At 54.7% G+C, this 25623-nt stretch carries 24 protein-coding genes; 12 read left to right on the top strand and 12 right to left on the bottom strand.

The window, feature by feature from the left end; translation table 11 throughout:
• The first annotated feature begins 16 nt into the window (after window positions 1-16).
• Window positions 17-1270 carry a TraB/GumN family protein gene (locus IR195_RS03185; protein ID WP_206048730.1) on the top strand — a complete coding sequence of 418 codons (1254 nt, stop codon included), beginning with the start codon at window positions 17-19 and terminating at the stop codon, window positions 1268-1270.
• The gene (locus IR195_RS03180) at window positions 1267-2172 is read left to right on the top strand and encodes a DMT family transporter (RefSeq protein ID WP_206048729.1); all 906 of its coding nucleotides are present in this window, start codon (window positions 1267-1269) and stop codon (window positions 2170-2172) included. Before IR195_RS03185 ends, IR195_RS03180 begins: the two co-directional genes overlap by 4 nt.
• Here the strand turns inward: IR195_RS03180 and IR195_RS03175 are convergent.
• Complete coding sequence (locus IR195_RS03175; protein WP_206048728.1) at window positions 2169-2930, bottom strand: tRNA-uridine aminocarboxypropyltransferase; 762 nt, start codon at window positions 2928-2930, stop codon at window positions 2169-2171. The two genes, IR195_RS03180 and IR195_RS03175, sit on opposite strands and share 4 nt — an antisense overlap.
• 210 nt (window positions 2931-3140) lie before the next feature.
• On the opposite strand from IR195_RS03175, the gene bioB reads away from it, so the two are divergent.
• Genes bioB through bioA form a run of 6 tightly spaced genes read left to right on the top strand, consistent with a single transcriptional unit; the run spans window position 3141 to window position 8843 of the window.
• On the top strand, window positions 3141-4217 hold the full coding sequence (gene bioB, locus IR195_RS03170) for a biotin synthase BioB (protein ID WP_206048727.1): 1077 nt from the start codon (window positions 3141-3143) through the stop codon (window positions 4215-4217).
• Complete coding sequence (bioF, locus tag IR195_RS03165) at window positions 4204-5358, top strand: 8-amino-7-oxononanoate synthase (protein ID WP_206048726.1); 1155 nt, start codon at window positions 4204-4206, stop codon at window positions 5356-5358. The genes bioB and bioF overlap by 14 nt, the downstream gene beginning before the upstream one ends.
• Window positions 5346-6083 carry an alpha/beta fold hydrolase gene (locus tag IR195_RS03160; RefSeq protein ID WP_206048725.1) on the top strand — a complete coding sequence of 246 codons (738 nt, stop codon included), beginning with the start codon at window positions 5346-5348 and terminating at the stop codon, window positions 6081-6083. The genes bioF and IR195_RS03160 overlap by 13 nt, the downstream gene beginning before the upstream one ends.
• Complete coding sequence (bioC, locus tag IR195_RS03155; RefSeq protein ID WP_206048724.1) at window positions 6074-6853, top strand: malonyl-ACP O-methyltransferase BioC; 780 nt, start codon at window positions 6074-6076, stop codon at window positions 6851-6853. The genes IR195_RS03160 and bioC overlap by 10 nt, the downstream gene beginning before the upstream one ends.
• The gene (gene bioD, locus IR195_RS03150; protein ID WP_206048723.1) at window positions 6850-7575 is read left to right on the top strand and encodes a dethiobiotin synthase; all 726 of its coding nucleotides are present in this window, start codon (window positions 6850-6852) and stop codon (window positions 7573-7575) included. Before bioC ends, bioD begins: the two co-directional genes overlap by 4 nt.
• Window positions 7572-8843 (top strand): adenosylmethionine--8-amino-7-oxononanoate transaminase, encoded by a 1272-nt coding sequence (gene bioA, locus IR195_RS03145; protein WP_206048722.1) that lies wholly within the window; start codon window positions 7572-7574, stop codon window positions 8841-8843. The genes bioD and bioA overlap by 4 nt, the downstream gene beginning before the upstream one ends.
• A 19-nt stretch (window positions 8844-8862) precedes the next feature.
• On the opposite strand, the gene IR195_RS03140 is transcribed toward bioA, so the two are convergent.
• The 5 genes from IR195_RS03140 to IR195_RS03120 form a co-directional block, all read right to left on the bottom strand.
• Window positions 8863-9576: an SIR2 family NAD-dependent protein deacylase gene (locus IR195_RS03140; protein ID WP_146944236.1), complete on the bottom strand. Its 714-nt coding sequence runs from the start codon at window positions 9574-9576 to the stop codon at window positions 8863-8865.
• 33 nt (window positions 9577-9609) lie between these two features.
• Window positions 9610-11376, bottom strand: coding sequence for a bifunctional isocitrate dehydrogenase kinase/phosphatase (aceK, locus tag IR195_RS03135; protein ID WP_206048721.1), 1767 nt, complete (start codon window positions 11374-11376; stop codon window positions 9610-9612).
• A gap of 186 nt (window positions 11377-11562) precedes the next feature.
• Window positions 11563-12996: an ethanolamine permease gene (gene eat, locus IR195_RS03130; protein WP_146944234.1), complete on the bottom strand. Its 1434-nt coding sequence runs from the start codon at window positions 12994-12996 to the stop codon at window positions 11563-11565.
• A gap of 158 nt (window positions 12997-13154) precedes the next feature.
• On the bottom strand, window positions 13155-13997 hold the full coding sequence (gene eutC / locus IR195_RS03125) for an ethanolamine ammonia-lyase subunit EutC (protein WP_206048720.1): 843 nt from the start codon (window positions 13995-13997) through the stop codon (window positions 13155-13157).
• On the bottom strand, window positions 13990-15405 hold the full coding sequence (locus tag IR195_RS03120) for an ethanolamine ammonia-lyase subunit EutB (protein WP_125745557.1): 1416 nt from the start codon (window positions 15403-15405) through the stop codon (window positions 13990-13992). Before IR195_RS03120 ends, eutC begins: the two co-directional genes overlap by 8 nt.
• 390 nt (window positions 15406-15795) lie before the next feature.
• Between IR195_RS03120 and IR195_RS03115 the strand changes: the two genes are divergently transcribed.
• The 4 genes from IR195_RS03115 (at window position 15796) to zigA (ending at window position 19194) form a co-directional block, all read left to right on the top strand.
• Window positions 15796-16740, top strand: a complete 945-nt coding sequence (locus tag IR195_RS03115) for a helix-turn-helix domain-containing protein (RefSeq protein WP_206048719.1) — start codon at window positions 15796-15798, stop codon at window positions 16738-16740.
• Between the two features lie 89 nt (window positions 16741-16829).
• On the top strand, window positions 16830-17444 hold the full coding sequence (locus IR195_RS03110) for a class I SAM-dependent methyltransferase (RefSeq protein WP_206048718.1): 615 nt from the start codon (window positions 16830-16832) through the stop codon (window positions 17442-17444).
• Window positions 17445-17565: 121 nt separating this feature from the next.
• Window positions 17566-17841 carry a TIGR03643 family protein gene (locus tag IR195_RS03105; RefSeq protein WP_172419921.1) on the top strand — a complete coding sequence of 92 codons (276 nt, stop codon included), beginning with the start codon at window positions 17566-17568 and terminating at the stop codon, window positions 17839-17841.
• 126 nt (window positions 17842-17967) lie between these two features.
• A complete protein-coding gene (gene zigA, locus IR195_RS03100) occupies window positions 17968-19194 on the top strand; it encodes a zinc metallochaperone GTPase ZigA (protein ID WP_125745549.1) in 1227 nt (408 codons plus the stop codon).
• 4 nt (window positions 19195-19198) lie between these two features.
• Here the strand turns inward: zigA and IR195_RS03095 are convergent, their stop codons facing one another.
• The 6 genes from IR195_RS03095 to IR195_RS03070 form a co-directional block, all read right to left on the bottom strand.
• Window positions 19199-21208, bottom strand: coding sequence for a RecQ family ATP-dependent DNA helicase (locus IR195_RS03095; RefSeq protein ID WP_206048717.1), 2010 nt, complete (start codon window positions 21206-21208; stop codon window positions 19199-19201).
• Between the two features lie 79 nt (window positions 21209-21287).
• Window positions 21288-23027, bottom strand: coding sequence for a SulP family inorganic anion transporter (locus tag IR195_RS03090; protein ID WP_206048716.1), 1740 nt, complete (start codon window positions 23025-23027; stop codon window positions 21288-21290).
• 53 nt (window positions 23028-23080) lie between these two features.
• Window positions 23081-23509, bottom strand: coding sequence for a protein tyrosine phosphatase family protein (locus IR195_RS03085; RefSeq protein WP_146944218.1), 429 nt, complete (start codon window positions 23507-23509; stop codon window positions 23081-23083).
• 216 nt (window positions 23510-23725) lie between these two features.
• Window positions 23726-23947, bottom strand: a complete 222-nt coding sequence (locus IR195_RS03080; RefSeq protein ID WP_206048715.1) for a DUF1653 domain-containing protein — start codon at window positions 23945-23947, stop codon at window positions 23726-23728.
• Window positions 23944-24768, bottom strand: coding sequence for a tRNA cyclic N6-threonylcarbamoyladenosine(37) synthase TcdA (tcdA, locus tag IR195_RS03075; RefSeq protein WP_206048714.1), 825 nt, complete (start codon window positions 24766-24768; stop codon window positions 23944-23946). The genes IR195_RS03080 and tcdA overlap by 4 nt, the downstream gene beginning before the upstream one ends.
• A gap of 56 nt (window positions 24769-24824) precedes the next feature.
• Complete coding sequence (locus IR195_RS03070; protein ID WP_206048713.1) at window positions 24825-25595, bottom strand: pseudouridine synthase; 771 nt, start codon at window positions 25593-25595, stop codon at window positions 24825-24827.
• Window positions 25596-25623 lie beyond the last annotated feature (28 nt).

Genomic DNA, 25623 nt, shown 5'->3' with positions numbered 1-25623 from the left:
AAATTGAGACACATTAATGATCCATGACGATGCAACACCGCTGGCGCAAGAACCCAACGCGCAGCCTAAGACCAGCGGCCCGTTAAAAACCGTCACCGTTGGCGGCACCCGTTATACCCTGCTTGGCACCGCTCACGTCTCTGCCGAAAGTGCCGATGACGTTCGCCAGTTAATCGACAGTGGCACTTACGATGCTGTTGCCATTGAGCTATGTGACGCACGTCATCACAGCATGGACAACCCCGATGCCATGGGGGAACAAGATCTTTTTCAAGTATTTAAACAAGGCAAAGCAGGCATGGTCGCGGCCAGCCTGGCGCTGGGTGCGTTTCAGCAGCGGATCGCCGAACAGTCAGGTATTCAGCCTGGCGCTGAAATGCGTGCGGCAGTAGAAGAGTGCCGTACCCGCAAGCTGCCTTTAATGTTGGTCGATCGTGACGTTGGCATTACATTAAAACGCATTTACCGTAATGTCCCCTGGTGGCAACGCTTCTCGCTATTTTCGGGACTCATTGGCAGCGTTATGTCGCGCCAGGATGTTTCCAAAGAGGACATCGAAAAGCTCAAAGAAGGCGATATGCTGGAAGCCACTTTCAGCGAATTTGCTGCCGAATCAGAGGCACTCTATACCCCGCTTATTCGCGAACGCGACCGCTATATGGCACTGCGTTTAGCTGAAGAAGCGCCGCCTGGGCGCTACCAAAACGTGTTAGTGGTGCTGGGAGCCGGGCATTTAAAAGGCACCGGTGAACACCTGGAAGCACCGCTTCCTGAAAATCCTACCACTGAGCGTGAGTCACTGGAGGCAACGCCACCACCGTCTAAACTCTGGAAAGCAGCCCCTTGGTTGATTACCGCACTGATTATCACTGGCTTTGTGATCGGCTTTTCGCGTAACACTGAGCTTGGCTGGCAGTTGGTCATTGAGTGGTTTTTAATCAATGGTATTTTATCCGGCGGCGCGACGATAGCAGCTCTTGCGCACCCTGTGACGGTGATTGCCACCTTCTTTGCCGCCCCACTGACTTCGCTTAACCCCACCATTGGTGCAGGCTTTGTCGCTGCAGGGGTCGAGCTCTATATGCGCAAACCGAAGGTGCGCGACTTTTCGACACTACGCCATGATGTCACCGAGCTCAAAGGTTGGTGGAAAAATCGCGTCTCCCGCACGCTGCTGGTGTTTATTTTGGCAACATTAGGCTCTGCGGTGGGTACCTGGGTAGCAGGCTTTAGGATTGCCGGTGCACTGTTCGGTAGCGGCACTGCGTGAGCACGATCAAGCAAGCGCCATGGCAAGCCGATGCGCTGCTATTGCTGGTAACAGTGGTAGCCGCTAGCGGATGGATTTTTTCTAAAGAAGCGTTAGCGGGTATGCCGCCGTTGCTGTTTATTGGCACGCGCTTTTTGCTGGCAGGACTAATACTTCTACTCTTCGCCTGGCCTGCTCTAAGACGCTTACCCGCGCGCAGGATAAGGCGCGGCGTACTGGTAGGCTTTTTGTTCAGCGTCGCGATAGCCTTCTGGATTCTGGGGTTAAGTTACTCTGATCACCTGGGTGAAAGCGCGTTTATCAACAGCTTGGGGATTTTGCTGGTACCCGTCGTAGCACGCTTGCTGTTTGGCGACCGTCCGCCACGCTCTACCTGGATCGCCCTCCCGGTAGCGCTACTGGGCTTTGCCCTTTTGTCGCTAAACGCAGGGTTCAAAGTAGAAGCTAGTCAATTGCTAATGGTCTGCGCGGCGCTCTGCTTCGCGCTACTGATCAACGTCAATACTCGCGTGGTGCGCAACGTGCCAGCGCTACCGCTCACCACACTACAGTTGCTCTCGGTGGGCAGCGTACTGACCGGCCTATCCTTGGTCGTCGAGGATCAGCCGCTCGCGCTTAGCCCCTCAATTCTGGGCTGGTTTATAGCCAGCGTGCTGCTGGCAAGCTCGCTGCGCTTCTTCCTGCAAATCAAAGCCCAGGGCATGACTACACCTAGCCACGCGGCGGTTATCTTAATGCTTGAAGCGGTGTGGACTGCCCTATTCGCCGCTTGGTGGTTTGGCGAAACCATGACCCTGCTACAGCTGCTTGGCTGTAGCCTGATTTTTACCGCCCTATTGATTAACCGCTGGTACTGGGTACGCAAAGTGATGCTTCGCTGGCTACCTGGTGCTCAGCGCTAACCCTTTCGCTCTAATAGCCGCTGCATGGCAGCGGTTGGTTCAGCAATTTTGCGATAAAAGCGGCTTTCGGCGTAGCTATCGTTAAATACATCAAAGTAATCGTCTAGCACATCAGCAGCATTTTCATCACCACTTTGGCGCAGCAGCTCAATGGCAACCTCTGCCGTACACAGGTGCGCTTTTGAGGCAGGTTTGCGTAGCCGATAGCGTGTTTCCCGCTCCGTGCGCAGCGGCAGTACCGGCAGTGCATCCAGATAAGGGCTCTTGCGGAACATTCGTCGCGCTTGGCGCCAAGTGCCATCTAAAATCACAAAGACCGGAATACGCCCCTGCTGCTTCACAGCGTGCACCGCTTTAATGTCCACCACACGGTCCGCGTAGTCGGGCTGGTCATCCGGGAAGATCACAAAAGGCGCGTAGCGTGGATCTTCAAGCAGCGCGGCTAACTCTTCGTCCGGCGCAGTGCGATACCAGGTAAACACTCGGGTTTGTGTCAGCACATCACCAATTAACCGTCCGGTATTGGTCGGCTTAAAGTGTTCTATAGAGTGGGTCAACAGCCACACCTGAGCGGTGCTGTCGGCCTTCACCTGGTAAGGGCACAGGCAGTTGAGTTCAGGAAGATTGCACCCTTCACAGCGTGTGACAAAACTACCCCGTGCTTTAAATTCACGCCGAGGTGGGCGCGGATGCCCCGTAGCGGGGTCGTAGTCAGTCAATGAAGCAGACTCAGGGGGCTGTGACGTAGCGTCAGACATCCGCGCTCCAATTTATAAAGGGCGATTAATAAAGGGCGATTAACAAAAGACGGTTAACAAAGGGCGCCGAGTATAAAGCAGCCCGACCACCATGACGAACCCTCGCTGTCTAAAATCAAGCGTAGTAAACCAACAAAACTCTAATAGTTGACACCAAAAGCGTAACGCCGCTAGAGTCTCGTCAACTTTCAAAAGAAAAAAGGTTTACCCGTGACCGCTACCGCTTTCAATGCCGCCGCCCCGCGCCACGACTGGACGCTGGAAGAGATTAATACGCTGTTCGCGCTGCCCTTTAACGACCTGCTATTCAAAGCTCAGCAAGTTCACCGCGCCCACTTTGATGCTAACGCGGTGCAGGTCTCGACTCTGCTGTCGATTAAAACGGGTGCTTGCCCGGAAGACTGCAAATATTGCCCGCAGTCCGGTCACTACAATACTCAGCTCGAAAAAGAGAAGCTGCTGGAAATCGAAAAAGTCGTTGCCCAGGCCAAGGCGGCCAAAGAAGCCGGCGCTAGCCGTTTCTGTATGGGCGCGGCATGGCGCAGCCCGCGGGACAAAGATTTACTACTGGTCGAAGAGATGGTTCGCCAAGTAAAAGCCCTGGGGCTGGAAACCTGTATGACGTTAGGCATGGTCGACGGTGATCAAGCCAGCCGTTTGGCGGCTGCCGGGTTGGATTACTACAACCATAACCTGGATACCTCCCCCGACTTTTACCCTGAAATCATCACCACCCGCACTTTCAGCGACCGCCTAGACACCCTGGCCACTGTGCGTGAAGCGGGCATGAAAGTATGCTCCGGCGGCATTTTAGGCATGGGCGAAGGCGCGCAAGACCGCAGCGCGCTGTTACAGCAGTTGGCCAAGTTATCACCGCACCCAGAATCCGTGCCCATCAATATGCTGGTTAAAGTACCGGGCACACCGCTCGAGAACGTCGAAGATCTAGACCCGCTTGAGTTTATCCGCGCCGTCGCGGTGGCGCGGATTATGATGCCGCAAAGCCATGTGCGGCTTTCCGCTGGCCGCGAGCAGATGAGCGAGTCGACGCAAGCACTGGCCTTTTTGGCGGGGGCCAACTCGATCTTCTACGGCGACAAACTACTCACCACCGGCAATCCACAGGCAGACCGCGACCGCGCGCTATTTGCAAAATTAGGCCTGCACCCAGAGCGTCGTGATACCTGCGAAGATGAAGTCGCTCATACCGAACGACTCACTCAACAAGCTCAGCAGCGCGCCCAAGCAGAACGGGCAGCCGCACTGGCGGTAGATGCCAGTGTCTGACGCGTGGCGGCAGCGGCTAGCCAGCGCCCGCCAGCAGCGTGTTGATCAACAGCGCTGGCGGCATCGGCGGGTGACCACCCTTGGCACGCTGGACTTTGCTGGCAATGACTATCTCGGGCTGGCGCGTGACCCACGTGTGCAAACTGCCCAGGCAGAGGGGGCGCGCCGCTTTGGCGCAGGCGCGGGCGCGTCGCACTTGGTCAGCGGCCACTTGGCAGTCCACGACGCACTGGAAGACGCCCTGGCTCAGTGGACAGGACGGCAGCGTGCACTGCTTTTTTCCACCGGCTATATGGCTAACCTTGGCGTGTTGCAAGCACTCGCCGACTCAAACACCGCCGTTTTTCAAGACCGTTTAAATCATGCCTCGCTGCTCGATGGTGCAACGCTAAGCGGTGCCCGCTCGCGACGCTTTCATCACCGCGATAGCGCTGATCTTGAACGCCTGTTAGCGCGCAGCTCCGCCGCCCATAAGCTGGTGGTCAGCGACGGCGTGTTCAGCATGGATGGCGACGTTGCCGATATTGCTACCCTTGCCCACGCCAGCCAGCAACACAACGCCTGGCTAATGATTGATGACGCGCACGGACTGGGCGTGTTAGGCGCTGATGGCAGCGGCTGTGTGGCAGGCTTCGACAGCCAAGCGGTGCCTATTTTGGTCGGCACCCTGGGCAAGGCACTGGGCACCGCTGGCGCGTTTGTGGCCGGTGACGCTGCGCTGATCGACCACCTCACTCAGTTTGCTCGCAGCTATATCTATACCACGGCCCAGCCCCCCAGCATTGCCGCAGCGACTCTGGAAGCGCTGACCATCGTGCAACGCGAACCCGAACATCGCCAGCGGCTCCAGTGCCATATTGACTATTTCCGCCAGCAGGCCCAGGCGCTAGGGCTGCCCCTTGCCGACTCCCATACGCCTATTCAACCGCTGCTACTTGGCAACGAGCCACGCACTATGGCTTGGGCGGCTAAGCTCGCCCAACGGGGTATTCACGTCGGGGCGATTCGTCCACCCACGGTGCCCAATGGTGCCGCACGGCTGCGCATTACGTTGAGTGCCCGCCACTCTCTAAGCGATATTGATCGGCTTATTGAAGGGCTGAGCGCCTGTCAGCGTGAGGAAGCAGTATGTCTCGCCTAGACGCCCCTCAACGTCTTGTGCTGCTATCGGGCTGGGGGATCGATCAGCGCATCTGGCAGCCATTGGAACACCACTGGCCCGCCCATACTGAGGTGTACACGGTGGATTGGCCGGGCTATGGCGATACCCCCGCCCTAGCTGACCCAACCACCCTGGATACCCTTGCCAGCGCTATGGCCGACCAACTACCCAGCGACGCTGTGTGGGTCGGCTGGTCGTTGGGCGGGCTGTTAGCCAGCGCGCTGCTCGATAAGCTGCCTGCGCCACGTGGCCTGGTGCTGATCGGCACAGGCGGGCAATTTTGTAGCGATGACGGAGTTAGCAAAGCCGAGCTTGCCAGCTTTCAGCGCGCTTTCCTCCGTGATCCCGTTGCTACCTGGCGACATTTCTTACGCTGGCAAACCCAGGGCGAACCTAACGCGCGCCACGCCCACCAACAGCTACGGGCCATCTTGGGTGACACCCCCAGCGCTACGACTAGCACGCTGTCCCAAGGGCTCCACTGGCTTGCCACCCTGAATAACACTCAGCGTTTGCAAGAGACGCCCTGTCCGGTCATTCAACTAGTGGGCGAGCACGATCCGCTAGTGGCTTCCAGCACCCGCACTCAGGCAATCAACCTTGCCCATGCGGGGCACTGCCCGATGCTTTCCCAACCAGCCCAGTTGGTCGCGACCATCGCTTCCCAGGCTGCCCTGGTCGCCAAGGAGCACTTATGTACCTAACGGCAACGCCAGCGCCAAATTGGCAGGCAAAAGTCGCCCACGCTTTTTCTCGCGCGGCCCCCCGCTACGATGCGCTGGCCAGCGCTCAGCGCCAGATAGGGGAAACGCTCTGGTCATCGCTTCCGCCTAGTGCCGACAACATACTCGACCTTGGCTGTGGTACCGGCGTCTGGACGCAACGACTAGCCACTCAATTTCCCCATGCCAACGTCACTGGGCTGGATATTGCCCCAGGCATGCTCGCTCACGCCCAAGCGCGCTATGGCCATCATATTCGTTGGCAGCAAGGCGATGCCGCTGCGCTGCCTTTTGAGCGCGCCACCTTTGACCTGATATTTTCCAACCTCGCCATTCAGTGGTGCCGCGATATCGATGCGGTTATGCGCGAGCTTCAACGAGTGCTTACCGCTGGCGGCCAAGTGCATCTTACGACGCTCTTACCCGGCACGCTGGCAGAAGTCGCCTCTGCTTGGCAGCGCCCGGAGGCATTACTGCAAACGCCAAATGCCCAGGCACTTGAACACGCCGTTGCCTCAAGCGGCTTAACGCTGGTTGATCGCATCACCGAATGGCGACGGTTTTACTACCCCGATCTCACTGCCGTCATGGACTCAATCAAGGGGGTAGGCGCCCAGGTGGCGCGTCCCAAGGCACGTCTTACCCGACGAGACCTAGTCGCCGCCCGCCAGCGTTTTGACACGCTACGAGAACCCCAGGGGCTCCCCGTTAGCTACCACTGCATCACCCTGCACTTGGAAAAATCACCATGACCGTCTATTTCGTGACCGGCACCGATACCGATGCGGGTAAAACCCTGGCCACCAGCGCGCTGCTGTGCGCTGCCAAACAGCAGCAGCTCAGCACGCTGGGGCTTAAGCCGATTGCTTCTGGTAGCCACATCTCGGCGGATGGGCTGCGCAATAGCGACGCCTTGGCGCTACAACAACAGAGCGCTCCCCCCGTCGATTACACCACCGTTAACCCGTGGGCATTTGCGCCCGCGATTGCGCCCCATCTGGCCGCCAGCGAGGCGGGGCGCGCGCTTAACGTCGATAGCGTAGTGGCCTCGCTTAGCGCCACGCTAAACGACATGCCGCGCGACTTAACTCTTATCGAAGGCGCTGGCGGCTGGCGTGTGCCTCTTAATGAGCACGACGACTTTTCCGATATACCGCGGATAATGCAGCTGCCCGTCATTCTGGTCGTGGGACTAAAGCTCGGCTGTCTTAATCATGCTCGGCTTACCGCAGAAGCGATCGCTGCCGATGGCCTAACCCTTGCGGGCTGGGTCGGCAGCGTAGTGGACCCTGAATTCGCCGCTGATACAGCACGCTTTGACGCTAACATCGACCTGCTTAAAAACACCCTTAACGCGCCATGTCTGGGCATTATTCCTCATTTAGCCACCGCCGATGCCGTTCATGCATGCCGTGCGCTTTCACTAACCGCGCTGCTCAACACCTCAGTTTTGAATCAGGAAGCCACTTTATGAGTTCTCCCGTTTGGCACCCTTATGCCCATCTCAAAACCCAAGCGCCAGCACCTAAAGTGGTCGGCGGCAGCGGTAGTCACTTTACGCTGGAAAACGGCGAGCGCCTGCTCGACGCGACCTGCTCCTGGTGGTGCATGATTCATGGTTACAGCCACCCGCGTTTAGTCGCCGCCATTCGTGAACAGGCAGGCGAGCTATGCCATGTCATGCTCGGTGGCCTCACCCATGACCCCGCCGACCAGCTTGCTCGAGAGCTAGTGCGCATCACCCCTGACGGCCTTAATCACGTGTTCTACTCCGACAGCGGTTCAGTCGGGATGGAAGTGGCGATGAAAATGGCCCTGCAGTACCAGGTGCTCATCGGCCACCCGGAAAAGTGCAAGATGCTTTCGCTAATGAAGGCCTACCATGGCGATACCACTGGCTGTATGGCGGTATGCGACCCTGAAGAGGGCATGCACAGCCTGTTCGCCAGCCTGCTGCCCCAACACCATTTCGCCCCCGCACCCAGCGCACCGTTTAACGCCACGCCGGAACAGGTCGCCGACGATTTAGCGGCGCTGCGCGACGTGTTGGAGAAGCATCATCATGAGATTGCCGCCCTACTAATGGAGCCGTTACTCCAGGCGGCAGGCGGGCTGAATATGACCTCGCCTGGCTACCTGCGCGGAGCGCGTGCGCTATGCGACGAGTTTGGCGTGTTGCTGATTTTTGATGAAGTGGCTACCGGTTTTGGCCGCACGGGTAAGCTGTTTGCCGCCAATCATGCTGACGTAACACCGGATATTATGGTGCTCTCTAAAGGACTAACCGGCGGCTACCTGGGCCATGCAGCAACCCTGGCCAACGACCGCGTTCACGATGCGTTTGTTGGCGACAGCGCCAACCATGCCTTTATGCATGGCCCTACCTTTATGGGCAACCCACTAGCCTGCCGCGTCGCGCTGGAAAGCCTGCGCGTGTTTGAAGAAGAGTGCTACCTGGATAAGATTGCAGCTCTCAGCCAACAGCTTAGCCGAGCGCTAGTTGACGACTCCGCACTGAACGCCCACCCAGCGGTGGCCGATGTGCGAGTGCTGGGTGCCACTGCGGTGATTGAAGCACACTCCGCCGAAACGCTGAAAGGTGTCGGGCAGTTCGCCCGCGAGCGTGGTGTGTGGCTGCGCCCAATCGGCCGCTGGCTTTACACCATGCCCGCTTATATCGCTACCGACGCCGACATCACTCAGATTACCGATGTAATGAAAGCATGGTTCTTCAAGAGATAGCTCTGGAGCGATAGGTAATTTAAGGCAGCATCAAATTACCCTGTTTGCGCCACTGGTTGACCAAGGCAGTAACGCCTTCACCTGCCGTGGTGTTAATCGCCAGCACGCCCGGCGGTGTTAAGGCATCCGCGTCGGGGTCGACCAGCGCACACGGGGTATCCAGGTCAATATACGATAGCAGCGATGCTGCGGGCATTACCGCCAGAGACGTGCCCACCACCAGCAAAAAATCTGCTTGGCTAACAAGTTCGCAGGCGTCTTCAAACAGCGGTACCGATTCACCGAACCACACCACGTCCGGACGCAGCTGGCTGCCCTTATCGCATACATCGCCTAGCGCAATACCGCCTTTCAGCAGTGGATAATGCAGCCGCGCATCCACTGAAGAGCGCGCCTTCAAAATCTCACCATGCAGATGCAACACATCTCGCGACCCTGCACGCTCATGCAGATCATCAATATTCTGCGTAACTACGCTGACTTTAAAGCCATCTTTTTCAAGCGCCGCCAAGGCTTTATGGGCAGCGTTGGGCTTGGCCTTACGAATTTGCTCCCGACGTAGATTATAAAACTCCAGCACCCGCTGAGGATCTCGCCGCCAGCCTGCAGGCGTAGCGACCTCTTCGATGGGGTGGTCTTCCCACAGGCCATCGCTGGCACGGAACGTTTTAATACCGCTTTCGGCGCTAATCCCTGAACCGGTAAAAACCACTAGGTGCGGTGGTGCTGTCATGTTTTCCTCGACTAAATCACTGCTTACTGTTTCCTAATATACCAGTTGCCCTATGGTCCCCGCGAAGCGCTGCTTATTACGATATGGATAAACATCAATCACCCGACCATCGACAATAGCCTGCTGTAGCTCCAACCAGTAATCGGGATCAAATAGCTCCGGATGCTGTTGCATAAAAATAGCGCGCAGCTCCGGGTTGGCAAACATAAACGGGCCGAACTCTTCGGGGAAGATATCGTTGGGACCAACGTAAAAACTCTCCCCGCCCCCTCCTTGAAAGTCATTGCCATACGCTTTAGGCATGTGCCTAAAGCGACACTCCGTGAGATAGCACACCTCGTCGTAATCGTAAAAAATTACTCGACCATGGCGGGTAACACCAAAGTTTTTTAACAGCATATCGCCAGGGAAGATGTTCGCCGCTGCCATCTGTTTAATGGCGTTACCATAGTCTTTAAGCACCATTACGCGCTCGTCCGTGTTGCACTGCTCCAGATAGATATTCAACGGCGTCATCATGCGTTCGGTATAGCAGTGCTTAATAATCACCTTGTCATCTTTTAATGACACAGTCGACGGTGCCACTTCTAACAAGTGCTCTAGACACTCCGGCGCAAAGTGATCCTGACGCACGATAAAATTCGAGAACTCCTGGGTATCAGCCATACGTCCCACACGGTCGTGGCGTTTCACCAAGCGGTATTTCTCGCGCACTATGGCGTGGGTGACCTCTTTGGCCGGATCGAATTTATCTTTAATGATCTTAAACACGGTACGAAAACTGGGCAGTACAAACACCGCCATCACCATGCCACGCACCCCAGGCGCAATGACGAACTGATCCTCACGCTTGGCCACTTGCAGGTTTAAGGCACGGAAAAATTCGGTTTTGCCATGCTTAAAAAAGCCAATCGCGGCATACAGTTCGCCTTCAGGCTTATGGGGCATGAGCTGTTTTAAGTAGTGAACAAACTCCCCAGGCACCGGCACATCGACTTGGAAGTAGGCACGGGTAAACGAAAAAATAATCGAGACTTCATCGGTCTCGGTTAGCACGGTATCCAGGTGCAGGCAGGGGTCGCCGCCCTGCTGCTCGCCAAACCCTTCACCATGCAGAATCGGCAACACCAGTGGCACCTGCTCACCGCCCCCCAAAATGCGGCCGACTAAGTAGGCTCCTTTATTGCGGTAAAAAACGCTTTTCAATAGCTCTAACTTAGCGTCTTCTGATTGCAAAATAGTGGCGGGAAGCAGGGTTTCTAATAGGCCAACAGCTAGTTCAATATCGCGCTCCAGATCAGCAAAGGCGTTATCAAACGGTGCCTCTTCAAGCGCCCAGGCAAGCGCCTGGGCCCAATCACCATTGACGGAATACTGTCGACAAAGCTCAATTCCAGAATGGTGAGCAGCATCTTCTCGGGAGCTGTACACAAACATCCAGTCATTGCGAATATGGCGGTGGTGGAAAATCGAGCAGAATAGTGAGTTAAAAAACGTCTCGGCCAACTCGTAATCCAGCCGCTGGCTAATCAGCTGCGCATAGTGCTCACGCGCCTCCCGCCATGTCTCGCAGTACGTAAGCACCTCATGATCAAAGGTACGCTGCAAACGTGCCAGCGTATCGCCCACTTTCTCCCCATAAAGGTTAATCCGCGCCGCTGAGGCTTGCTGGGCATCACGCCAGGCCGCATCACGAAAACGCCGACTGGCGTCAAAGGTAATTTGCTTGAAGCGTGCTCGGTAGCCATCAAATCCATGCAAAATAGTGGCCGCTAAACGATACGCGGGAGAGTGCTTCATGGCGGTGCTCCTGAGGATTTCCCCCAGCTTCGCGTAACGGAGCACTACATGCGAGAAGACCTTGGTGGGTAATCCGTATATTTAAAAAAGCAGCTGGCTGTTTTAGTACTTATCATAAAAAGCCTCTGGGCCATTGGGCACAGAGGCTTAAACTGCCTAGTCAGCCTAGGCGATTAAGATCAAACATTACAGCTTGGCAGCAGCTGGCGCCGGCTCATCAATGTCTAACTCTTCCGGGGCAGCAGTCACCAGCGCAAACTCCTCTTCAGCAGTTTTCGCCACCAGCTTATTCTTGCTGTAAAGGAAGTAGTACGCTGCACCAGCAATGAACAGAACGATGGTGTAATTAAACGCGCGGGGGTCGAAAGCATAGACTCCGGTAAGCGCGACGAGGGAAAGCACTAACGCAACGCCAGAGGTCACCACACCACCGGGTGTTTTATAAGGGCGTGGTAAGTCAGGCTGTTTCACTCGCAGTAGAATGTGGCTGAGCGCCATCAATGCATAAGAGAGCGTCGCGCCGACAACGGCCATTCCTAGAATCAGATCACCCTCGCCGCTAAGCGAGACCAAAAAGCCAAATACACCAGGCACAATCAGCGCCAGATAAGGCACTTTACGCTCGCTGGTCAGTGACAGCGGCTTTGGTAAATAGCCCGCACGAGAAAGCGCAAACACCAAACGGCTGTAGCCATAGATAATCGAGAAAAATGACGCCACCAGCCCCGCAAGACCCAACACATTCACCAGTGTGGCAAGTGTTGGGTTGCCCGCAACGTTAAGCGCATCGACCAGCGGCACCCCACTTTGACCAATCATTTCGGCTCCCGCCGCGCCTGCCAGCAACACCACGACCAATAAGGCGGTAAACAGCAGGAATAGCATCGCGGCAATAATCCCTTTAGGCATATCCCGCGCGGGGTCTTTGGCTTCCTCTGCCGCTAGTGGCACGCCCTCAACCGCTAAAAACAGCCACATCCCAAACGGCAGCGCTGCCCATATACCGTACCAACCATAGGGCATAAAGGTGCTCGCACCGGCTGCATCAGTGGGCGCAATATCAAACAGATTCGCTGCATCGAAATTGCCAATCAACGCCACTGCCGTGGCCAAAATCGCAAATACCGCTAGGCCGCTAATCACCATCATTACTTTTAGCGCTTCACCCACGCCTGCTAGGTGAATACCGATAAACACTGCGTAAAACAGCAGGTAAACCAGCGGCCCATTAATGCCCAGCAGCGATTCGACTGCCGAGCCAATGAAAATCACGATCGCAGCAGGCGCAAGAGCGTACTCAATCAACACCGCAAGCCCGGTTAAATAGCCACCCGCTGGCCCCATCGCTTGGCGGGCAAAGCTATAGCCGCCGCCAGCGGCTGGAATCGCTGCGGACATTTCCGCCAATGCTAATACGAGTGCAAGATACATCATCGCCATTAAGCAGGCGGCAATGGCAAAGCCACCCCAACCCGCTTCGGCAATACCGAAGTTCCAACCGGCAAAATCACCGGAAATAACATAAGAAACCCCAAGCCCTGCTAGTAATAGCCAGCCCGCGGTGCCTTTGCGCAGTTGGCGCTTGGCCAAATACGCTTGATCGACAGAAGGTTGTGTCATTGTCATGCCCTTTTCAGTGTGGAACGCAATCGTTGTCAGCGGCGTGCTGAGTCGGGGTGTTGGTTCCATATTGTTGTTAGGAGTGTTGTTAGGAGCGTTTTTATAAGTGTTGTTATTGATATGTCGTTAATGGGTTGCGTTTAGCGCGCAAGCACACACTAATCGGCCACCAGAAAGTTTTGAGTTGTCCCCCCTGTTGCACCGTCTAATACGTTGTCCTCGCTACGATCTTTCAGTTGCACGCCAGACAGTTTCCGCTGACGGGCTTCGGTTAATAGCAACAACAAGCGCCGCGCGGCTTCTTCCGGTTTAAGCCCTGCTGGACGCACGTTTGAAATGCAGTTGCGGCGATCATCTTTTAAGCCCACTTCTGGTTCCCAGGTCATATACAGCCCGAGGCTATCGGGGGAGCTTAAGCCTGGGCGCTCACCAATCATCACCAGCACGGCATCGGCATTAAGCAGCGCGCCAACCTCGTCACCAATCGCCACGCGGCCCTGCTCTACGATGGTTAGTGGCGCGAGCTGCCACTCTCGCTGATCACTCTCAAAGGCGCGATACAGCGCAGTAAGAAACGGCGCACTGTTCTGCTGTACCGCCAGTGCGGAAAGTCCATCGACAATCACCACCGCTAAATCAAAGCGCTGGCCACGTTGCGCCGCTTGTTGCAGTTGCTCTCGCGAAGCGTCGTCAAGACGACGGCCATAATCCGGACGCTGCAGATACATGGCCCGATCCACTGCGTGGCTATGTACATGAATCGGTGTCTGGTTCAGGCTCAGCGCTGTCGTTAACTCATCGGCCAGCGCTTGACACTCAAGGGGGCAGTGAACGGCATCCTGGGCTTGGGCATGAGCCAGTTGAAACGCCAATAGCTGATGGGTGGGCAGACTAATGCCCGCCCGCCCAAGCCCAATGCGAGCATCGGTAAATGCCCTCAGCCGCTCCCATGGGTTAGCGATCACCATCGGTGGGGCTTTTTTCGCTTCATTATCAGACATCGCGAGCAGCCTCCTTTGGTAGGTGGCGCAGGCTATTCGCGAAAGCGGCCGGGAGTTGATCATTTAACCGATAGGAAGAAACGTCTTGGAAGATTTGCATCTTCGCCAGCCACTGCTCAAACTCCGGAGCGGCCTTCAACCCAAGCACGCGCCGTGCGTAAAGGGCATCGTGAAAGGACGTGGTTTGATAGTTGAGCATGATGTCGTCGGAGCCAGGGATACCCATCACAAAGCTACAGCCCGCCACGCCTAACAGCGTCAGTAGGTTGTCCATATCATTTTGATCGGCTTCAGCGTGATTGGTGTAGCAAACATCACAGCCCATGGGCACGCCTAGCAACTTGGCGCAGAAGTGGTCTTCCAGCCCCGCTCGGGTGATCTCTTTGCCATCGTACAAATACTCAGGGCCGATAAATCCCACCACCGTATTCACCAGCAGCGGATTAAACTTGCGTGCCACCGCATAGGCGCGGGCTTCACAGGTTTGCTGGTCCAAACCATGATGAGCATCAGCGGAAAGCGAGCTGCCTTGCCCGGTTTCGAAATACATCACATTGCGACCAACCGTACCGCGGTTCAGCGTCTGAGCGGCCGCCTCGGCTTCTGCCAGCGTGCTCAAATCAAAGCCAAAGCTGCGGTTGGTGGCTTCGGTACCGCCAATGGATTGAAAAACAAGATCTACCGGTGCGCCCTGCTCAATCGCTTCGAGCGTATTGGTCACATGCGTGAGCACGCAGGATTGGGTGGGGATTTCATATTTCTGAATGACATCATCCATCAGGCGCATTAGCTTGATGCTTTGGGCAACATTATCAGTAGCAGGATTGATCCCAATGACCGCGTCGCCACTGCCATACAGCAAGCCATCCAGAATACTGGCGGCAATTCCGGTCACGTCATCGGTAGGATGGTTGGGCTGCAAACGCGTGGATAACCGCCCCGGCAAACCAATCGTATTACGAAATGCGGTCGTCACATGGCACTTCTTGGCGACCAGCATCAAGTCTTGATTGCGCATCAACTTGCTAACAGCGGCGGCCATTTCAGGGGTAATGCCAGGGCGAGCCGCGGCTAACACATCGCTGGTGGCATAGTCAGACAGCAGCCAGTTACGCAAGTCACCCACGGTTAAATGCTTCAGCGGCGCAAACGCAGCAGCATCATGCTCATCGATGATTAAACGGGTAATTTCGTCTTGCTCATAGGGGATCAGCACATCGTTCAAAAACGTGGTAAGTGGTAGCTCTGCCAGCACCATTTGCGCCACTACCCGCTCTTCTGCTGATTCTGCAATGACACCTGCCAAGCGGTCACCGGAGCGTGGCGGCGTGGCCTTGGCCATCAATTCCGCCAAGCCATTAAAGCGATAGCGGCGGCTTCCAACAGTTGTGTGATAGGTCTGCGCCATGGGACCTTCCTTTTTTATATTTAAAAGCGATGATTTAGGAAAACGTATATTTCTAAAACATTTATTTCTAAATCAATATTCGTTTAAACAATGCTCCTCAAAACGAGGCTATTTAAAACAGTTCTATCTAAAACAGCTATCTCCAAAACCATGTTCTCAAAAACTATGTTCTCAAAACCGTGTTTTCTAAAACAGAGCTATCTAAAACAGTGGTGCCGAATGCGCGTCGAGGAACATAATTTGCTTGTTTCCACAGTAGCGCTATCACTTAATGGGGAGTATCGAGTTTTGGCAAACCTGTCATGCTTATAAAAAAACAAATTAAATACAATAATTTAGAGCAAAGCACGCAACGTGATGGCGCTTTAATCATGTTCACAGGAGTTTTTCATGACGCTAACGAGCCAAGACATTGCACCAAAAAAATGCATTCAAGAGGCGTTTGATGCCGACGAACATGCCCAAAATCTGACCCGCTGGCAGCAGCAATATGATCAGTTAAGTCCTGGCCGCTTTTATGGGCGACTAGATGAAATTGAGTTACCCGCCATGCAGGTGTTTAAAGAACATACCGGGCAAGCACTGCGACAAGACTGCCGAGTGTGGCCTAACTCTCTCTGGCTGGGCATCCCCCTTCAAGCACTAGGGTCACGAATTAATGGGCAGGCGCTGGAAGAACATGAGGTAATGTGCCACCCCGGCGGTCGTGATTTTGAGCTGGTAACTCCCGAGGCATTTGATATCTACGGACTAGTGATACGTATGCCGTTATTACAGGCTGCTGCCCAGCGGCAGGGGGTGATACTTGATCATGAGTGGCAAGATTCACCCCGCCGTCGGGTAGCGCCTGAAACGCTGCATGCGGTGTCTTTTCTACTTGAACGCTTACTCTCAAATCAGCAAGGCCCCATCGCTGAAAACGTTCATCAAGATATTTTGCTAACAGGCCTAATGGAGGTATTAAAAGCCAACCAAACAAGCCATGAATTGCCTCCCAGCTATCCTCATCGGAAAGCAGTGGTTGACCGAGTGAAGCGCTATGTTGATGAACACCTGGAAGGTCCCGTCACCATGGAAACGCTATGCGAGCTAACTCATGTCAGCAGGCGCACGCTGCAATACAGTTTTACGTCTATCCTTGGTATTAGTCCGCTGCAGTTTTTACGTTTAACACGGCTGAATAGAGTACGTCGTGCTCTGCGCAGCGCAGAGCCTCACCAAACAGTGACTGAAATTGCCACTTACTGGGGCTTTTGGCATTTGGGACAATTTGCTCATGACTATAAGCAACAGTTTGGCGAAAGCCCTTCGCAAACGTTAAACGCGATTCATTGAACGCGCAGCGCCCTTTTCGAGGCCAAGATCTCATGTCGAGGCAAAGATCTTATGTCGAGACAAAGATCCTATATCGAGGTAGAGACCCTATGGTAAATACCACCGCCTGGAACCGCTTGCGCTATAGCATTTACGCACCAGTCTATGATCTGGTGGCAACTAAAGCGTTTCGTAAACCCCGCAGAAATGCGCTTAGCCAAGTTGACTGGGAACCCGGCATGCGAGTGCTGCTGGTGGGAGCAGGCACCGGGTTAGACCTACCTTATTTACCGCGCGAATTAGAAATCCATTTAACCGACCTGACCCCCGCAATGGTGACGCGAGCCCGTGAACGAGCAGAACATGCGCAACGTGACGTGGTATGTCGTGTGATGGATGCTGAAGCACTGGACTATCCAGATGCGCATTTTGACGTCGTTGTGATGCATCTTATTTTGGCGGTAATGCCCAATCCTGAACAAGGGCTAGTCGAAGCGCACCGGGTACTGAAAAACGACGGGCAGCTATGTGTTATGGATAAATTCCAACCCGACACCCACACTGCCGGTCCAAGTCGGCGAGCACTGAACGCCCTCACTTCATTGATCGCGACCGACATCACCCGTCAGGCAACGCCACTGCTTCAACAAGCAGGCTTTAACATTCTCCGCGACGAGCCCGTATTGATGAATGGCCTTTTTCGCGCGCTTTTAGCAGTAAAGTAAACTGCCCTCACAACTGCACATCTCTTCAATATACCAGTACAAACAAAACAACAGCGTCCAATACTGGTACAATCAATAGCAACCCGTTACTTGCACGCTTCATCAACATGTAAGGTGACCAATGCCTAAAGCAGCTGTGAAACGCTTCCGTCGTTTACCCGCAGAAGAGCAGTCCCGCGTGATTGAAATGGCCTGGGAAGATCGCACCCCGTTTGAAGCGATCGACACTCTGTTTGGCCTAGGCGAGCCGGACGTCATAGAGGTAATGCGCCACCAGCTTAAGCCGGCCTCGTTTCGACTGTGGCGTAAACGCGTTACAGGTCGCGCAACTAAACACACAGCTTTGCGATCGCCGGATATTTTACGCGGCTACTGCCCAACGCAATATAAGCGTTAATCATCATTTGCTACGAAAAATCAGAGGATGCCATCTTCTAAAGGGTCTTTTTAACCGTCTATTTAATGTTATATTATCACATAACATGATGCCGCTTATCAAAACCCGCTTAGAGGTACATTCACAATGACCGTGTTTTCTCCCCTGCCCGTCACCGTGCTGTCGGGCTTTCTAGGTGCCGGTAAAACCACCGTACTTAATCATATTCTTGCCAATCGCGAGGGCCGCCGGGTAGCGGTGATCGTTAACGATATGAGCGAGGTCAATATCGACGGTGCATTAGTGCGTGGCGGCCCTGGCGAGTCCACGTTAGATGGCGAGGTAGCGCTGAACCGTTCTGAAGAGCGGTTAGTAGAAATGAGCAACGGCTGCATTTGCTGCACGCTGCGTGAAGACCTGCTAGAAGAAGTTAGCCAACTGGCCAGAGAAGGTAAATTTGATTACTTGGTGATTGAGTCCACGGGGATTTCCGAACCGCTACCGGTGGCGGAAACTTTCACCTTTGAGGATGAAAGCGGCCAGAGCCTTTCCCACGTTGCACGCCTTGATACGCTGGTCACTGTCGTCGATGGTGCCAACTTTCTTGAGCAGTACCGCGAAGCGCAAAGCCTCGCTGAAGCGGGTGAAAGCTTGGGTGAAGACGACGAGCGTAACGTTGCAGACCTGCTGGTCGACCAGATCGAGTTTTGTGATGTATTACTGATCAGCAAAACGGATCTGATCAATAAAAAAGAGCTTGATGCGCTAACGGCGATTCTACGCTCACTCAACCCTGATGCAGAGCTGGTGCCCATCACTCAAGGTGGCGTGCCGCTAGAGAAGGTGCTTGATACTGGCAAGTTCAATTTTGAGCGCGCTCAGCAAGCGCCTGGTTGGCTAAAAGAAATGCGTGGCGAGCATGTGCCAGAAACCGAAGAGTACGGTATCGGTAGCTTTGCCTATCATGCTCGCCGCCCTTTCAACCCACAGAAATTTCACGATTTACTCAATGAACAGTGGTTTGGTAAAGGGCTGCTACGTTCGAAAGGCTTTTTCTGGCTTGCTACTCGGCCACGCTTCGCAGGCCAATGGAGCCAAGCAGGTGGTATTGCTCATCACGGCCTAGCGGGCGTGTTCTGGAAAGCTATCCCCGAAGCTAACTGGCCGGAAGATCCTGAAACTCGCCAGTTCATTATGGAAAAGTGGCAGGAGCCATTTGGCGATATGCGCCAGGAGCTAGTGTTTATCGGCCAGAACTTGGACCAAGCCAAGATGCGTGACGCACTAGACGCCTGCCTGCTAAGCGAAGCTGAGCTATTACAAGGCATGGAAGCCTGGAAGCAGCTACCCGATCCGTTCCCCGCTTGGGAGTAATGCTTTAACTGCCAGCGCTAGCCAAACAGCGCTCTGCCCACTGTCGTACTTCAGGGTAGGCACGCTGCTCAAAGACCGCGAAGCCGTTAAGGCCGCGGGCTTTGAGTGGGGTAAAAATCGGCATGGTTAAACCACATAAGAAGTGCGCCAACCGCTGAGCGCTGGGCGGCTGGCCGAACTGTTCGGTATGGCGCTCAATCAGCGGTGTGGCATAGCGGATAAAATCATTCTCAGACAGCGTGGGTAATGGCGTCGTATCCGGTAGCCTAACCGGGCTGCCGTAGCATACCGAGCAGTGGCCACAGCGGCGCTGCTCGGTATCAAGTGGTCCATCGAAGGTGGTATCCCCGAAATGCTCAGCTAACCGCCGAGTCAGGCAGCTTTGCGACTCAAACAGTGCCAGCATGGAGTGCAGCCGTTCAATCTCGATTCGCTCCCGATCTAGACACTCATTAAATAACTGGCTTGCCATCGCCGCGACCGAAAATTCCGGCTGACAAATTTCATACACATCGGTCATGCGCTTACCTTCCAAGGTCAACCAACCTTTATCCTGGAAGTATTCAAGCGCGGTAATGACACGGGCACGGGAAGCATCGATTTGCTGTGCCTGCCCAGCCTGATGCAGCCGCTCAAAATCTACCGTTCCCCAGGTGCGAGCAATAGCAATATTGTCGATCAACAAGCGTACAAAGGCCGCGCGCTCTCCTTCAAAGCGCCCCACCAAGGCAGTAGGCTCAATATGGTAGCGCAACCGATACTCGGCTAAGAACGCAAAGCGCGGCGCAATTATGCCGTGCATTTCCAACCGCACCAGTAGCGTTTTAAGTGGCAGCAGGCGGATATTGGTATCTCGGGAAAGCGTGTTGAGCAGCACTTCCCACTGGCGATCTGGCGCTTGACCGGCTGATGAGATTTCCTCTAGTAAACGCAAAATACCCGCGTACTCAGGCGTGTCGCCGTAAACGAAGTTTTCCAGCACCCGCAGACCATCGCGTCCGGCAATGGTTAAACAGGTGGAAGGCAGCCCATCGCGCCCTGCCCGACCAATTTCCTGGCTGTAATTCTCAATCGATTTAGGTAGATCAAAGTGCACAACGTTGCGGATATTGCCTTTATCAATCCCCATACCGAAGGCAATGGTAGCAACTATGCAGGGCGATTCGCCGTTCATAAACTGGCGCTGAATGTCGTCGCGGCGGGCTGAGTCCAGTCCCGCATGGTACGCCTGGGCAGCAATCCCCTGGGCGGCCAGCGCACTTGCCAGCTGCTCGGCAGTTTGCTGCAAGGTGACGTAAATAATCGTAGGCGCTTCGTTGCCAGGCGGCATTTGTGGCATAAGCCAATCAATCAGCTGTTGCTGACGATTTTCCATCGCGGGCACCACCAGAAGCTCTAAGTTAGCGCGATAAAAGCCAGTGGTAATGACATTTTCCGGTACGATTGAGAACTTCTCACGCATATCAGCGATAACCGCTGGCGTGGCCGTGGCTGTCAGTAGCAACACCTGGGGAATAGCAAAATCACGCTGATAATCAGGCAGTTTAAGGTAATCAGGGCGGAAGTTATGTCCCCACTCAGAGAGACAGTGTGCTTCATCAACCACTAGCAGTGATATTTGCACCTGACGTAGAAAGTGCCGAAAGCGCTCGTTCTTAAGCCGCTCCACCGACACCATGAGGATTTTCAGCTCACCGTTTTTAGCGCGCTCCATCACATCACGGGTCGTATCGCGGTCTTGGGTGGAATCAATACTGGCCGCTGCAACACCATGGCGCGCCAAGAAAGCGAGCTGATCCTGCATCAGTGCCAGCAGCGGCGACACCACTAGAGTCAGGTGTGGAAGATGAAGTGCAGGCAACTGATAACAGAGTGACTTCCCCGCCCCGGTAGCAAAAATTGCCGCCGTGGAGTGCCCCTCCAACACTCTGGACACCACCGCCTGCTGGCCGCCGCGAAAATCATCAAATCCGAATACTGCCTTCAGCGTCTGCTGCGGTGATAGCGAGGTCATGGCCGTTCCCTGGAGTGTCGTCAATACGTTAGGGCTAAGCTAACGCGTTCACGCCATTTTCTCCAATCACGGGTGACCATTAAGCGCAGGGTTGCGGCTTTTCATTCTGTGCAGGGAGAGCCAGCGCCTGCCAAGCCTCAAAGGTGGTAAAAAACACCTGCCCTGTTAGCTCGCGGTAAAGCGCTGTATTTATTAATCGATCCATCACAGGGCCTTTCACTTCCGCCAAGTGCAGCGTTGCGCCAGCATCTTTTAGCCGTCCGTTAATCGCTTCTAAGCTTTCAAGCGCAGACGCATCAATCACGTTCACCGCCTGGCAGGTCAATACAATGTGTTTTAACGAAGGGGAACGAGCAGCCAGCGCCATCACGGTATCTTCTAAGTAGCGAGCGTTAGCAAAGTAAAGGCTTTCATCAATGCGCAACATGGCCACATGTTGATCGGTTTCGACCTCATGGCGCTTCACATTGCGAAAATGTTCGGTGCCCGGCACCCGCCCTACTACGGCACTATGGGGCTGGCTGGTGCGATACAGGTGCAGCCCTAGTGACAGCACCACACCGCTGATAATGCCGACCTCGACACTGTGCAACAAGGTCAGAAGCAAGGTCGCCACCATTGCCACGCCGTCGCTGCGGGAGTATTGCCAAGTGCGCTTTACTGCGGGCAGATCAATCAATGTGCCCACGGCGACGATAATAGTAGCGGCCAATGTCGCCGTCGGCAGGAATGCCAGCAGACCAGTGAGCAACAACGTTGCAAGCACGATACCCAAGGCGGTAAATGCCCCGGCCAACGGTGTTGCCGCGCCAGCTTCAAAGTTTACTACCGAGCGTGAAAACCCACCTGAAACCGGCGAACCACCGCTGACGCCAGCACCCAAATTGGCCATCCCAAGAGCGATGAGTTCTTGATTTGGATTGATACGCTGGCGGCGCTTAGCCGCCAGGGTTTGCGCCACGGATACCGATTCTACAAAGCCCACTAAACTGATTAATAAAGCGGCAGGCAACAGGCCAAGCCATAGCGACTGATCTAGGCTAGGCAGCGCAATGGCAGGCAAGCCGCTAGGCACAAAGCCGACCAGGTCCACACCGTACTGCCCCAAGTTAAAGTGCCAGGCCAGCAGTGTAGTCACCATCACCGCTGAAATCGGCGCGGCTTTGACTATCAATCCCGAAGTACTCGCCGAGATACCTATTGCCATCAGCCAGGTATTCAAGCGCTTGCGGCAAACCAGCAAATAGCCCCACACCCCTAAGCCAATCATCAGCGTGATGAGATTGATCTGTTGCCACTGGCTGAACAGTGCGCCCAGCAGCTCGATGACATTATGCCCCGCAGCCTCAACACCTAGAATATGCTTGAGCTGACTAATGGCGATCAAAATTCCCGACGCAGTGATAAACCCAGAAATAACCGGATGGCTTAAGAAGTTGACCAAAAAGCCCAGCCGCAGCACGCCCATGGCAATCAACATCACTCCTGAAAGCGCCGCCAACACCAGTGCAGCACCAATATATTCAGGGCTGCCTGGAGTAGCAAAGCTGCTTAAAGCCGACGCCGTCATTAACGCTGCCACGGCTACCGGCCCTACCGCCAAGCTGACACTGGTACCAAAGATGGCGTAAAGCACCAGCGGTAGCATACTGGCATACAGCCCCATCTCTGGCGGCAACCCAGCCAGTAAGGCATAGGCCAACGCCTGGGGCACCAGCATTAGCGTGACGATAACGGCTGCCAGCGAATCTTTAAATAACAAAGCCCGGTTATAGCGCCGCAGCCAGCCAACCACAGGCACCCAACGCTCTATGTTCATGGGGAGTACTCGCTCTGGTAATAGCACTGACTAAGGCAAATCACACCGCACGCCTACGCCGTCTGATTTTCAAGCCCTTGGCGGTGCGCTTCCAAATCAAAACCGGCTGCTTTAGCAGCGGAAAATAGTTCCGCCAGATCGCATTTTTCGGTATGGCGCTTTGCGTAAGCCCAAAGATGGGTAGCACGCTTACCTGACCGACAAAACGCCAAAATAGGCCGAGGTAGCTGCTGCAACGCCTGAGCAAAAGCAGCGACATCCGCTTGGCTATACTCGCCGGGGGTCACCGGAATGTGTACCCAATGAAGGCCAAGTTCTGCTGCTTTAAAGCGGTAAGCATCCTCTCCAGAAAACTCAGCGCTTTCGCCAGGCTTGCAGTTACAGATCACCGTTTTAAAGCCCTGAGCTTTTACCTGCTCAAGCTCCTCGACCGTGAGCTGTGAAGTAATAGCAACGCCCTTCTCTAGCGATTGTGTTTGCATGCATCTCTCCTAGCGTTTCTCGCTGCCGCTCTCAGCAGCAGCGCATGGCACAACCCCGACAAACAATTGTTATAAACATAGCTCATTTTGGAATATAAGCAATAGCACACAACAAAAACACCCGGGACTTTGTTGAGAAAAGACCCGGGTGGCGCATAAATATCGAAGAGAGAAGCGTAACGCTATTGAGTGGTGTCGCCGTTAGGAAACGCCGGATTAATTAAACGCTTTCTCTAATGCAAAGCGCAGCTGTGGCTGACCATCTCTGTTAACGCTTTCAGTGAACATTGTCAGCGGGCGCACCCACAAGCCGTAGTCGCCGTAAAGCGCACGGTAAACGACTAGCACCTCTTCAGTTTCACTGTGCTGAGCGGTGCCCAGCACTTCGTAAAGGCTACCTTTATAGTGGCGATATATACCGGGAACAGGCGCAGTCATTCACTTTCCTCTTGATGGGTCGTTGATGGCAGGGGCTTAGCGGCTTTTTTAGCCAGCCGTTCGAGCACTTTTGAGGCAGCGACAAAACCAAACGTACCAGTGACAAAGGTGGCCGCGCCAAAGCCTGAGGCGCAGTCTAAACGGGTAGCATCACCGTTACCGGGCTTTTGCAGACAGACTTCGCCGTCAGCGCCAGGGTACACCAGCTGTTCATCAGAATAGACACACTCAACGGAAAAGCGCCGCTTAGGATTACGCGAAAAACCATAATCACGGCGCAGCCGCGAGCGCACCTTGGAAAGCAGTGGATCGTGTTCAGTACGTGTTAAATCTGCCACCTGAATGCGGGTAGGATCCGTCTGACCGCCTGCAGCTCCCGTCACGGTAATCGGCAGTTTACGTCGTTTACACCAAGCGATTAGCGCTGCCTTGGCGATCACGCTATCAATCGCGTCCACCACATGATCGGCATCATCGGGGATACGCTCGGCAAGGTTAGTGGGCGTGACAAAAGCACTGTCGGCTACGACGTTTATCTCCGGGGCAATCAAGCGACAACGCTCGGCCAACACGTCTACCTTTGGCTGGCCAATAGTGCCGTCTAACGCATGGAGTTGACGATTGACGTTGGACACACAGACGTCATCCAAATCAATCAGCGTTAGCTTGCCAATGCCAGAACGCGCCAGCGCTTCTACCGTCCAACTACCCACGCCACCCACACCCACGACCACAACATGGGCATGGCGAAACGCCGTGGCAGCACGTTGGCCATACAAGCGGCGAATGCCGCCAAAGCGAAAGTCATAATCCGAAGACATTACAGGCTCTCTATTTTACAACATGCTATTTGTCAGCACGGTTCGATTCGTCACGACTACCGCTGAAGCGCAGCGGGGGTTGAGATGGTTGGGGTTCGCACGCTATCTAGCGGCAGATACCCAGCCCAGCCGAATTGCTCAAATAGGCTTCTCATGGTCGCGTCGAGTGCGCAGCTTAGTTGGATGCGCTTATCGGTTAAGGGGTGATCAAACGCTAAATAGCTGGCTGCCAGCAGCAAACGGGGAGCATTCAGCTGATCCGCGAAAAAGCGGTTGTGGACACTTTTGCCGTGCTTGGCATCACCAATAATGGGATAACCACGTCGAGAAAGATGGCGACGGATCTGATGTCGACGCCCGGTCATAGGCCGCGCTTCCACTAGCGAATAGCGCGCCACTGGATAGCGGTCTACCTGCACAGGCAATTCAACGCTATCCAGGCGACGAATATCGGTCATCGCGGGCATAGCAGGCATCTCGGCTTTGGGGCGCGTGCCATCTTCTTCCCGTAGTGGGTAATCAAGACGCTCTTGCTCCGGCGCTTTGCCCCTCACTACCGCCAGATAGCGTTTGTCTACCTGCCGTTCGCTAAAGCCTTCACTCAACACGGCTGCCGCTTCAGATGATAAGCCAAATACCATCACGCCGGAGGTGGGTCTATCTAACCGATGCACCGGATACACTCGTTTGCCAATTTGGTCACGCAGGCGTTGAAGCAAAAACTGTGTTTCTCCACGCGCCAGCGCCGAGCGGTGCACCAGTAACCCAGATGGCTTATGCACAGCAACAAGATGCTCATCCTGATAAAGGATGTTCAATGGTAACATGGCACTCCCCGATAGCGGCAATTGAGAT

The organism is Vreelandella venusta (genome assembly GCF_015689495.1).
In the GTDB taxonomy this organism is placed as follows: Bacteria; Pseudomonadota; Gammaproteobacteria; order Pseudomonadales; family Halomonadaceae; genus Vreelandella; species Vreelandella venusta.
This window is presented reverse-complemented; position numbering and strand designations above follow the sequence as displayed.